Genomic DNA, 12,015 nt, shown 5'->3' with positions numbered 1-12,015 from the left:
GCGTAAACGCCTTATCCGGCCTGACTCCCCGTAGGCCGGATAAGATGCGCCAGCATCGCATCCGGCTATAATGCGCACATAACCTCTTGAAACTCTTCCCAGAGCCTCTTAAGCCAGCTATTTAGGAGCAAACAATTTCATTCCAACTCATAACCCCAGCATATAAATCCAGTCGGTAACTTTTATTTAACCTGAAACCAGTTTTATTGACTATTTATGAAATTGTGTGAAGCATTTCATAGAAGAAAAATCATTAGCCTAAACATTATCCCCTTTTTGCTTGGTTTTTGACCATTTTCGCGATTTGTTACACATTGAAATATCACTTTTGCTGTGCGTAATATGGCTATTCGTTAGCCAAAAAATAAGAAAAGATTATGCAAGCAACAGCCACAACACTCGAAAATAACCAGGAATTCACGCCGGTAAACTCGCGTAATAAAGTCCTTGTTGCCTCCCTCATTGGTACAGCCATTGAGTTCTTCGACTTTTACATTTACGCCACTGCAGCCGTCATTGTGTTCCCGCATATCTTCTTCCCGCAGGGCGACCCGGCGGCAGCGACCCTACAATCGCTTGCCACCTTCGCCATTGCCTTCGTCGCGCGCCCCATCGGCTCTGCCGTATTTGGTCATTTCGGCGATCGCGTTGGACGTAAAGCGACACTGGTCGCCTCTTTGCTAACGATGGGGATTTCGACGGTGGTGATTGGTCTGTTGCCGGGCTACGCCACGATTGGTATTTTCGCCCCGCTGTTGCTGGCGCTGGCTCGATTTGGTCAGGGGCTGGGATTAGGCGGTGAATGGGGCGGTGCGGCGCTGCTGGCAACTGAAAATGCCCCGCCGCGCAAACGTGCGCTTTACGGCTCTTTCCCGCAGCTGGGCGCCCCAATTGGCTTCTTCTTTGCCAACGGTACTTTCCTGTTGCTCTCGTGGCTACTGACGGACGAGCAGTTTATGAGCTGGGGCTGGCGCGTGCCGTTTATCTTCTCGGCGGTGCTGGTGATTATCGGCCTGTATGTCCGCGTTTCGCTGCATGAATCACCGGTGTTTGAGAAAGTCGCAAAAGCGAAAAAACAGGTGAAGATCCCGCTGGGTACACTGCTGACCAAACACGTGCGCGTCACGGTGCTCGGCACCTTCATCATGCTGGCAACCTACACGCTGTTTTACATCATGACTGTCTACTCGATGACCTTCAGTACCGCCGCCGCGCCTGTCGGGCTTGGCCTGCCGCGTAACGAAGTGCTGTGGATGCTGATGATGGCAGTAATTGGTTTTGGTGTGATGGTGCCAGTCGCCGGATTGCTGGCAGATGCCTTTGGTCGTCGTAAAAGCATGGTAATCATCACGACGCTTATCATCCTGTTTGCGCTGTTCGCCTTTAACCCACTGCTCGGTTCTGGTAACCCAATTCTGGTTTTTGCCTTCCTGCTGTTGGGGTTAAGTCTGATGGGACTGACCTTCGGGCCGATGGGCGCGCTGTTGCCAGAGCTGTTCCCGACGGAAGTGCGTTACACCGGGGCATCGTTCTCTTACAACGTATCGTCGATTCTTGGGGCTTCCGTTGCGCCGTATATCGCAGCCTGGTTGCAGACTAACTACGGGCTAGGTGCAGTGGGGTTATATCTGGCGACAATGGCTGGCTTGACGTTAATTGCCCTGCTGCTGACGCATGAGACGCGACATCAGTCGTTGTAAGTATCGTGCGGGCTGCCACCCTCACCCCAGCCCTCTCCCTGAAAGGGAGAGGGAGAAAAGCGGAGCGAGATGTTACATCGCGAACATAACAGCCCTCCCCCCAGAAAGTGAACGGAAAAGCGGCTCTCGTTGTTTCAACACGCACAAAACAGTCCCCTCGCCAGAAAGTGAACGGAAAAGCGGCTCTCGCTGTTTCAACACGCACGAAACAGTTCCCTCGCCAGAAAGTGAACGGAAAAGCGGTACTCGTTGTTTCAACACACAAAAAACAGTCCCCTCGCCCCTTTGGGGAGAGGGTTAGGGTGAGGGGAACACGCTGTTTCCGAACTCACCAGCAAACACAATCCCCCCTCATCACTTCTTCATCTGCGACAAAATCATCCGGCACTGATTAGCTTCACCTTCTGAAGGCGAAATCAGCGCCAGTAACGCCGCCGCAGGCGTCACCAGCGTTGCCAGCGCCGCCGCAACAGCACCACGAGCAATCAACGGCCCGGCTTTCACGCCAGCCTGCGGGTTCTTAAACGTGCCACGCACATACAGCGGCGAACGCAGCGTGATAATACGAATCCCTTTGCTCTCCGGATCAATAGTCAAATCCAGTTGCTCCGAAGCAAAGCTTGCCGTGCCGGTAACGTTAATCAACGCGTTCTCAGTATCGAAAGCAAAAATCTGCGGGCGTGCCACACCGTTAGCGATATCCAGATTCGCCGCCGCGCAGTTCACCCGCACCTCATCATCACCGAAAATCGCACCGACAATGTAGTTTCCGACGTTCAGCCCAACAATCTCCATCAGGTTACGGCTCACCAGCCCGTCATTCATCAACAGTTTCAGGTTGCCGTTACTGTTGCCTAAAAGCGCCGCCACCGAGTTACCGCTACCACGCAGTTCAGCATCGCCGTTCATTTCTCCCAGCGTTTTCTGCATCAGTTCTACATCCGGCATCAGCTCCTTCAGCTTCAGTCGACGAGCCTGTATATCCGCCCGCCCCTGCATCGGTTTTTTGTCCCCTTCCAGATGAATATTCGCCGCAATGCTGCCGCCCGCCATACCAAATTTCAGCGGTTGCAGGCGCAGGTCAGCGTTTTTGAGGATGATATGGGTTGAAAGATCGCTAATCGGCAAACTGCTGCCATGCTCGATACGTCGGCCTTTGAAGCGAACATCGGCATCCATAACGTCCCATTTATCAGTTTCGAAGCGGTCATAAGGCAGCACTTTGCCCGCAGGCTGAACGCTTTTTTCGCCCTTCTTCTGTTCAGACCGTTTCGACTTTTCTGCCCCTTTCCCGGAATCAACGCCAATCAACGGCCCCAAATCAGCCAGCCGTAACTGCCGCGACTCAACGTCACCTTCCAGCTTTGGTCGCGGCTTGCCGGTGGTGTAGACCAGAGAACCGTGGATATCGCTATCGCCAATTCGCCCATTAAAACCGCGATAATCAAAGACCGACGATTTTTCAGTGTCGATTTTCGCTACCAGCCGACCATTGGTTTCAAACGGTGGGGTATCGGGCAGCAGAACGCCTGTCAGTTCATAGAGATCACCCAGCGAATCGCCGGAAAATTTAAGCCGTAAATCGACGCCGTCCATTTTCATTGGGTCATTCACGACGCCATCAAAAGCAACACGGGTATTACCAGAGCGAAAATCAGCCTGCACCGGAAACGGTGTTCCTTCGCCACGCAGCGCCAGCATACCGCCTATTTTTCCCGTACCCGTGAGCGATTCGCCGTTATAACGCCCCTGCGCTTTCAGGCCAAAAACGTAATCGCCCACCTTCTCTTTATCCGTTTTACCTTTCGATCCGGTAACTTCGCTGAACGGCAGCGCCTTACCTAACGGATCGACAAAAATTTCCAGATCCGCTTTGCTTACTTTGTCATCAATGGCGATCCGACCTTGATCGAACAGAATATTATCCAGGCGGAACGACCACGCCGACGGCTTCGCATTCGCGTCTTTGTTGTCATCGTTGGCGAGATTAAACGTCCAGTTGTTATTCTTTTCCGAGAGGCGAATCAGGCGCGCGTCGGGCTTTTCCAGCTTGATCCACGGCAGCCAGACCGTTTTAGTCAGCAACGCCAGCGGAGCCAGCGTCGCTTCTACGCGCGGTAAATGTACCATCGTCACTTCGGGAATATCCGGCGGGTTGCCGAGAATGATGTCTTGTGCGTGTACATGAGGCCACGGCACCCAGCTACGCCAGCCGGTTTCCTGCTTTTGCCGTTCCCACACCACGCCCAGATCGCCACGGATGGCGAAGGGGCGATTCAGTTCCGCAGAGACTTTCTGGTTGATGGTCGGTTTGAGACGGTTCCAGTCAAACGTTGCAATCAAAATGATCGCCACGACGATCAACAACAAGAAAGCCCCTGAAATCGCAGCGGTTATTTTGCCTGCTTTGCTCATAGTTCGCTTCCTCACATTCTTCCTGTGCCAGTCCTAAAGATAGTCCAGCCAGGCAGAAAATGAGGGGGCTTACAGAGCCAGCGCCACTGAGTCCAGCGTTTCTATTGGTGCCGGACGTGAAAGAAACCAGCCTTGTGCGGCGAATGCGGGAGAATTTTGCACATCGCCCCATTCTTCCTCAGTCTCGATACCTTCGACGATCACCCCACGGCAGTAGCGGTTCATCAAATGCAAAAGCTGGGAAAAGAGCGTGCGACCTTCTGGCGACTGGCGCAACATCACAAACAGTTCGCGAGCGATTTTGATGTAGTCGTAACGCACTTCACTTAGCGCAGAGAAATTTGCCATCCCGGTGCCAAAATCATCCAGCCACAGTGGGCCAAATTCGCACATCGAAGCAAACGTTGAATCTTTCGGTAGACGGATGTGTTCCACCAGTTCGAAACGCAGCCAGGGAAGACGGTCAATCTGGCGCAAAATTTCCGGCTGCTGACGTAGGGCAAGAAGCGTAGGTCCATCAATATTAACCGATGCCAGCAGGCCGTGCTCAACGAAGAACGCAGCTTTTTTCGCCAGTAAATCAATCTGTTCTTTCACCACATCCATACGATGCCTGACGGTGATTTCGGCAAAATAACGATCTGGCGGCAGCCGTTGCGAGGGATTATCAGGATGCGTGACAATGGTTAAAAGCTCCACGGCCATCAATCGTCCGGAAGTCTGGTAAATCGGCTGCCAGGTATAAACGCGCTCACACTGCAACCAAAAACGCCGTTCCTGCAAGCTCTCGATGCTTGTTTCAGGGTTGCTTATTCGCTGGATAACCTGCCTTATCATCGAAGATGTCCTGTGTTTAAAAGTGATGCTGCCCGGACTCGACAAATATTATCGGCGCGCCACGGCAGAACTTTACCGCCAGAGAGAAGTTAATTTGCCCACGTAACGACGGAATCTTCCAGGAATACGTTCTGGCTCAAAAAAATAATGGAACAGTGTTTTAATATAGTTGACCAGCAAACCACCACAGCGCAAACTAACGCTAATTTTTTACAGATCAGGTTCACGACTATGTCCAAAAAGATTGCCGTGATTGGCGAATGCATGATTGAGCTTTCCGAGAAAGGCGCAGACGTTAAGCGCGGTTTCGGCGGCGATACCCTGAACACTTCCGTCTATATCGCTCGTCAGGTCGATCCTGCGGCATTAACCGTTCATTACGTAACGGCGCTGGGAACGGACAGTTTTAGTCAGCAGATGCTGGACGCCTGGCACGGCGAGAACGTCGATACTTCCCTGACCCAACGGATGGAAAACCGCCTGCCGGGTCTTTACTACATTGAAACCGATAGCACTGGCGAACGCACTTTCTACTACTGGCGTAACGAAGCCGCTGCTAAATTCTGGCTGGAGAGCGAGCAGTCAGCAGCGATTTGTGAAGAGCTGGCGAATTTCGATTACCTTTACCTTAGCGGGATTAGCCTGGCGATCTTAAGCCCGACCAGCCGCGAGAAGCTGCTTTCTCTGTTGCGCGAATGCCGCGCCAACGGCGGGAAGGTCATTTTCGACAATAACTACCGTCCGCGCCTGTGGGCGAGCAAAGAAGAGACGCAGCAGGTGTACCAGCAAATGCTGGAATGCACAGATATCGCCTTCCTGACGCTGGACGATGAAGACGCGCTGTGGGGTCAACAGCCGGTGGAAGACGTCATTGCGCGCACCCATAACGCAGGCGTGAAAGAAGTGGTAGTAAAACGCGGGGCGGATTCTTGCCTGGTTTCTATTGCTGGCGAAGGGTTAGTGGATGTTCCAGCGGTGAAACTGCCGAAAGAAAAAGTGATCGACACCACCGCTGCGGGTGACTCTTTCAGCGCCGGTTATCTGGCGGTACGCCTGACCGGGGGAAGTGCAGAAGAAGCGGCAAAACGCGGACATTTGACTGCAAGTACGGTTATCCAGTATCGCGGCGCGATTATCCCGCGTGAGGCGATGCCAGCGTAATGATTTTTGGCGGAGAACGGGTAGATATTCGTTCTCCGTTAATCTTCTTGCAGGGATGAACCGAGCGGGGCTGATGATTTGAAATAAACTGCTGACGCATATCATTCAAACTACGCGTAAATTTAAGCGGGTTCTCACCTTTAATTTCGACCGTGACGAAGACATTCCCATTAGTGTTAAAGAAGTCAAAATAATAATCATGTTGATGACGACGATTGGTTTTAAATTGACGAAATGATAAATAGCAGCGATCATCATAGGTAATTAAAAAATCATTTTCGCCGTACTCGTTTATCATCCTGTTTTTCAGGTTACCGTCGAAGAGAACTGTATACTTATCTCTGTCAGCAAATAATTCGGCATCCGTTTCTCGGTTGATCGTGTTGACACTGATACCGAATTCTATTTTTACCTTGTCTTTATCGATATTATTTCTTGTACTGACATAAATATTATTCGCATCCAAAAGTAAAAGAAAATTTTTGTTGCAGGAATAGAGAGCTGTTAAACAGAGAATCATGATCGGCAAGAACAGTGTGACTTTGTAGCGCATTTATATTCCTTTAGCACGTTACGTTCACAAAGTGTGGTTACACCCTTTTACATAAACCACAGCAGTCAGTAATTATCCGCACGCTACCGCCGTGCCCGGAAAAATATCTGCGGGTATATTCATTACCGTTAATCCCGGCAGCGCAGAAGAAACGCTGCCGGGTTATTTATTACTGCGCGGGTGGAATATCCGTCACTTCAGGATGCACATCATCCGTGGCGACAGACGTCGCCGCAGCCGTGGCCGATGGCGCCATGATTTGATCCCAGGCAGCCTGCAACGATTTCATGTTAAATTCCGGCTCGCCTTTCGGCTGCAGCAGAATTAACGCCATGTCGTTCGACAACTGCTGACGCAGATCCTGATTTAACATCTCTACCGTCAGACTGTTAAGGAAATCCTGGCGCAGTTTCTGATATTGCTCCGGTGCGATATCGACAACCTGATTTTGCAGTGAACGCATCCGCTGCCCCATCAGAATATCGGTATCAGCCCGTGCATAGGCGGCAAACAGTTTCTGCAGCTCCAGTTTCTTTTGCGCGACCAGGGCGTTGAACTCTTCTTCCGGCAGACCTTTGTCGCGGACTTTCGCCAGTTCACGCGCCACCAGATTAAGGTTGCTGTTCAGCTTGTCGTTTGGTGACTCGATGTTGATGGCACATTGCGCACGCAGATACAGCACACGGCAATCGAATCCAAGGCCGATGTCTTTGCTGTTATTGGCGCTTAATGCTTGCTGAACATGCCAGAACAGCGCCTCACGAGCCAGATCCGCGCGCCAGTAGCGCAGCAGTGCGGCAGATTCACGAATTGGCTGCCACGGCGTGTCCCACATGATAGATAACCGATCCTGGCGCACCGCGTCGGTCATAATGCTCACCGCTTCCGCACGCAGCGGAGAAAGCGTCGGCACCGGAGCCGGTGTTTCACGTTTGCCTTTCAGTTCGCCAAACGTTTTGTTGATCTGGTCTACAACCGAGCGCGCATCAACGTTTCCCACCACCAGCAGCGTCATTGCATCTGGGGTATACCATTTCTGGTAGAAATCTTTAATCTTTTCCGCTTCAACGGGCTTTTTCAGCGGATCGGCAGGATCGTGACCTAACAAAGTTGATCCTTTCAGGCGATAGCGCCACCAGCCTTCTTTAGTGTCGGCAGGCCAGGTTGCCACCATATCCTGGCTTTGCAGCGCATGGTTAACCGTTTCTGGTGTGATGGTCAGCTTGCCGGTCGCATTCGCCAGATAAGAGAGCGCCTCTTTCAGCAGATCGTTACGATTATTTGGCAAACTCAGATTAAACAGCGTGGTGTCGTAAGAGACGATCACCGGCGGCATCGGGCGCTTAGGGTCGATCCCCTGCTGCCACAATGAACGTGCCTGTGCCGCTTCCAGACCACCGCTTTGCGTCAGCGCAATACGAGGAATGGCATGACTGTAACCGCTCTGTTGGGTGCTTTCGGCGAGCGAACCGGTATTAACCAGCAGGCGAATTTCAACACGATCGCTGGGACGCTGGGGCGTGGTCAGCACTTGCCACTGTAAACCGTTGGCGAGCGTCCCCTGTTGCCATGCTGGATCAGGCTGGAGCGCATCTGCCTGCACATAGCCAGCAGTGGCCATCACCAGCAAACCGCCCGCTAAAAGTCGAATTTTTGTGCCCTGCATGTGAACCCCTGATCAACTATCCTGGTAATAAAAGACTGCCCGCTATCGGTCAGCCTAAATGACGTTAAAAACACTTCGTGTTAGACCGCAAGAACATGAAAATGTCACGGAGGAAGTGAAATAAACCCGAACTCACCCAGGTGGTAAGTTCGGGCACAGGGGGCAATTATGCGCAAACACCCGCACTCGGGGAAGGGAGTGCGGGCATAAGTGGTGAGATTAAGAGGATAATTCGTGCGTTTTGCCATCCGGCGCACGATTATTCAGCACATCATCCAGTTTTTTGTGGTCCAGCTCTTTAACCCACTTAGCAACTACGATGGTCGCTACGCCGTTACCGACCAGGTTAGTCAGCGCACGGGCTTCTGACATGAAGCGGTCGATACCGAGGATCAGCGCCAGACCCGCCACCGGCAAATGGCCCACCGCAGAGAGTGTCGCCGCCAGCACGATAAAGCCACTGCCCGTTACCCCAGCCGCCCCTTTGGAAGAGAGCAGCAACACAATTAACAGCGTAATTTGGTGGACGATATCCATCTCACTGTTAGTGGCCTGGGCGATAAACACCGCCGCCATCGTCAGGTATATCGATGTTCCATCAAGGTTAAACGAGTAGCCTGTCGGGATAACCAGCCCCACCACCGACTTCCGGCAGCCGAGTTTTTCCATCTTGTCGAGCATACGCGGCAGCGCCGACTCGGAAGATGATGTTCCCAGCACAATCAGCAGTTCTTCACGGATGTAGCGTATAAATTTGAAGATACTGAAACCGGTCGCTTTAGCGATTGAACCCAGTACCAGCACCACAAACAGGATACAGGTGATGTAGAAGCAGATAATGAGCTGCCCCAGTTGCACTAGCGTGCCGACGCCGTATTTACCGATGGTAAACGCCATCGCCCCAAACGCACCGATGGGTGCCAGACGCATGATCATATTGATGATGCCGAAGATGACCTGCGAGAAACTTTCGATGACGTTAAAAATCAGTTGGCCTTTGCTGCCCAGACGGTGGAGCGCAAAACCAAACAGTACGGCAAACAGCAGCACCTGCAGGATGTTACCGCTGGCAAATGCGCCAATGACGCTAGCCGGGATGACATCCATAATAAAGGCGACAATGCCCTGGTCTTTTGCCTGATCGGCGTAAACTGCTACCGCTTTCGCATCAAGCGTTGCCGGATCGACGTTCATTCCGGCGCCAGGCTGCACGACGTTAACAATAATAAGACCAATAATCAGCGCGATGGTACTGACAATTTCAAAGTAAAGCAGTGCGACTGCGCCGGTACGACCGACCGCCTTCATGCTTTCCATGCCCGCAATGCCCGTTACGACGGTACAAAAGATGACAGGAGCGATGATCATCTTAATGAGCTTAACGAACCCGTCGCCAAGCGGTTTCATTTGCTCGCCTATCTCAGGGTAGAAATGGCCAAGGAGAATACCAATGGCTATCGCTGTCAGGACCTGAAAGTAAAGGCTTTTAAACAGAGAGGTTTTCATAGGGTGTCCTTTAGTAAAACCACAGGTCTTGTAAGGTTATGGGGTACCTGCGGCCTTAAAATAACACCCAGACAACATCACAGAAATGTACCTGGATCATAATTGAAACAAAAAGGTTAAAAAGTTTGAGCTAGCTCGCACAAACCAGCACTTTTTAAAGTTTTGTAATCAGTTTGGGGTAGCTACTTTTCTTCCAGGTAACTCTCTTCGAAGATTTCGATGGGGAGTGGACGGGCAAAAAGGAAGCCCTGGGCAATACCAACACCTGCTTTTGCCAGCCAGTCGCGTTGCGCTTCCGTTTCTACGCCTTCAGCAATCATTTGCAGATTCAGGCTTTGTGCCAGCATGATAATTGCAGCAATCATGCTGCTATCTTCCGGTAAGCCCTCAACAAACATTTTGTCGATTTTCAGCACGTCTATTGGCAACGATTTCATATGCTGCAACTGACGCAGCCCTGCGTAACCCATGCCGAAATCATCCAGCGCCACCTGTACGCCGGCGTTGCGCAGCGGACGGAGGATCGCCACCGCCGCGTGAGGGTCATCAATGCGTCGGCTTTCCGTGACCTCCAGGATCAACGTTCCAGGCTGAATACGATAACGAGTTAATAACCCCAGCATATCCGGCACCATATTTGGGTGCATCAACTGTAGCGCCGAGAGATTCACCGATAATGGCAACATAATGCCGCGCTCTTGCCAGGCAGCAAGCAATCGACAGGATTCCTCCAGCACCCAATGACCGACGGTAACCATCAGCCCACAGGACTCAATACGATCGATTAAGCCATCCGGCAGTTCCCATGTGCCATCCGGTTGCTGGATGCGCAGCAACGCTTCCGCGCTGACGAGTTTGCCGCTGGTCATCTCCACCTGCGGCTGTAGCCAAATAGCAAACTTATGATTTTCCAGTGCATTAAGAATGTCGCTCTCTTCCGTCAAACGTTGTTGAGCTTCTTCCATCTGCTGTGGATCATAGAACTGAATCTGATTCTTCCCTTTATGACGAGCGGTAAATGCCGCCGAAATAGCACGACCATAAAGTTGTTCGGCAGTGAGATCGCCATAAAACATCGCCACACCGATGCTACAGTGCGGACGTAGCTGAATACGTTCAATCGGCAAGCGTTCACTCATGATAGTGAGCACTTGCTGACCTAATGTGATAGCGTGCCACGGTTCCTGTACACCATTAGCGATCACAGCGAAGTCATAGCCACTGACCTGTGCGAGGATCATGCGTGGCGACAGCACCGATTTGATTTTCTCCACCAGCGTCAGTAGCAGGATTTCCCGCTGCGCCTCTTTCAGCACGCCAGCAGTATCACGTAGCGTTTCACAAGTGATGATCATCAGTGCGGTGGTTTGTTTACGTGCGACCACCTGTTCCAGCATCTCCATCAGCAAGGCTTTGTTTGGCAAATCCGACACCGGGAAACGCATCGCGTTTTCGCACTGTTCTTCATAATGGCGCTGCAACAGTTGCTGATTGAGGTTGTAACTGCGCACCAGCATACCGATTTCGTCGTCCTGGTGCAGACGCGGCAAGGCCAGTTGATGGCCAACAATCTCTTGCGGTGGAATGGCGTTTAGCTCACGAGCGATATTGCGTAAAGGATGTAATATCAGTCGATTAATGCACCAGCTAATCGCCACCGTCAGGATCAGAGACAAAAGTAAGTAAATGGTCACTAACGTAGAGACAGTGCTCATCACGAACTTGTACATGCGGAAGGAATCTGCCTGTAACACCAGATAAGCAATCGGCTGCGGGGTAGCAGGACGTTCCAGCGAATAGACGCCCAGCGAGATTTGTACCGGTAACTCAAACAGTCGGGTGAACGTCACCGGCACCGGTCGCTCTGGAATAAAACTTTTACGCAGTGCCTGGAACTGATTAGGCAGCACTACGTCGGCGCGACTGACCACGCCCGCTGGTTTTATGCTGGCAAGAATAGCTTCCGCCTGAGGAATATCACCTTTTAAAATGGCGGAAGATAAGGGTTCGCGGACAGAGCGAGCAATGCTTTCCAGTTGCGTAGCCGTGTTATAGCGATTCTGCTGTACCAGATGGAACAGCAAAACAGTGCAAAAAACAAAAACGAACACCATGACAACGGCCGCCACCATTGCCATCTGCTTAATTGTTAACGAGCGACTAACGCGCAAATTGTC

General features: G+C 51.7%; 8 protein-coding genes. 2 read left to right on the top strand and 6 right to left on the bottom strand.

Features of this window, described 5'->3' with window-relative positions:
* Positions 1–377: 377 nt before the first annotated feature.
* The gene (locus WES_RS19840) at positions 378–1,700 is read left to right on the top strand and encodes an MFS transporter (RefSeq protein ID WP_016160018.1); all 1,323 of its coding nucleotides are present in this window, start codon (positions 378–380) and stop codon (positions 1,698–1,700) included.
* A gap of 354 nt (positions 1,701–2,054) precedes the next feature.
* Here WES_RS19840 and WES_RS19845 read toward each other — a convergent pair whose 3' ends face one another.
* Together WES_RS19845 and pdeH are read right to left on the bottom strand one after the other, a co-directional pair.
* Entirely contained in the window at positions 2,055–4,115 is a 2,061-nt protein-coding gene (locus tag WES_RS19845) for an AsmA family protein (protein WP_016160019.1), read from the bottom strand.
* 69 nt (positions 4,116–4,184) lie between these two features.
* Entirely contained in the window at positions 4,185–4,952 is a 768-nt protein-coding gene (pdeH, locus tag WES_RS19850; protein WP_000621120.1) for a cyclic-guanylate-specific phosphodiesterase, read from the bottom strand.
* A 231-nt stretch (positions 4,953–5,183) separates the two neighbouring features.
* Here pdeH and kdgK point away from each other — a divergent pair, with 231 nt between their 5' ends.
* Positions 5,184–6,113 carry a 2-dehydro-3-deoxygluconokinase gene (gene kdgK / locus WES_RS19855; RefSeq protein WP_000037563.1) on the top strand — a complete coding sequence of 310 codons (930 nt, stop codon included), beginning with the start codon at positions 5,184–5,186 and terminating at the stop codon, positions 6,111–6,113.
* Here kdgK and WES_RS19860 read toward each other — a convergent pair.
* The 4 genes from WES_RS19860 to hmsP form a co-directional block, all read right to left on the bottom strand.
* A complete protein-coding gene (locus WES_RS19860) occupies positions 6,085–6,666 on the bottom strand; it encodes a hypothetical protein (protein WP_016160020.1) in 582 nt (193 codons plus the stop codon). The genes kdgK and WES_RS19860 overlap by 29 nt on opposite strands.
* Before the next feature lie 169 nt (positions 6,667–6,835).
* Entirely contained in the window at positions 6,836–8,332 is a 1,497-nt protein-coding gene (locus WES_RS19865; RefSeq protein WP_016160021.1) for a M16 family metallopeptidase, read from the bottom strand.
* 219 nt (positions 8,333–8,551) lie between these two features.
* Positions 8,552–9,838 (bottom strand): C4-dicarboxylate transporter DctC, encoded by a 1,287-nt coding sequence (gene dctA / locus WES_RS19870; protein ID WP_000858209.1) that lies wholly within the window; start codon positions 9,836–9,838, stop codon positions 8,552–8,554.
* A 182-nt stretch (positions 9,839–10,020) separates the two neighbouring features.
* The gene (gene hmsP / locus WES_RS19875) at positions 10,021–12,009 is read right to left on the bottom strand and encodes a biofilm formation regulator HmsP (RefSeq protein ID WP_077637386.1); all 1,989 of its coding nucleotides are present in this window, start codon (positions 12,007–12,009) and stop codon (positions 10,021–10,023) included.
* Positions 12,010–12,015 lie beyond the last annotated feature (6 nt).

Origin of the sequence: Escherichia sp. KTE31, assembly GCF_000407925.1 — a bacterium.
Lineage (GTDB): Bacteria > Pseudomonadota > Gammaproteobacteria > Enterobacterales > Enterobacteriaceae > Escherichia > Escherichia ruysiae.
The sequence above is the reverse complement of the archived record's forward strand: the minus strand, read 5'-3'. Positions and strand labels throughout refer to the sequence as shown.

Coding starts and splice junctions, on each gene's coding strand:
- WES_RS19840 (WP_016160018.1), top strand. CDS start 378: ATGCAAGCAACAGCCACAACACTCGAAAATAACCAGGAATTCACGCCG.
- WES_RS19845 (WP_016160019.1), bottom strand. CDS start 4,115: ATGAGCAAAGCAGGCAAAATAACCGCTGCGATTTCAGGGGCTTTCTTG.
- pdeH (WP_000621120.1), bottom strand. CDS start 4,952: ATGATAAGGCAGGTTATCCAGCGAATAAGCAACCCTGAAACAAGCATC.
- kdgK (WP_000037563.1), top strand. CDS start 5,184: ATGTCCAAAAAGATTGCCGTGATTGGCGAATGCATGATTGAGCTTTCC.
- WES_RS19860 (WP_016160020.1), bottom strand. CDS start 6,666: ATGCGCTACAAAGTCACACTGTTCTTGCCGATCATGATTCTCTGTTTA.
- WES_RS19865 (WP_016160021.1), bottom strand. CDS start 8,332: ATGCAGGGCACAAAAATTCGACTTTTAGCGGGCGGTTTGCTGGTGATG.
- dctA (WP_000858209.1), bottom strand. CDS start 9,838: ATGAAAACCTCTCTGTTTAAAAGCCTTTACTTTCAGGTCCTGACAGCG.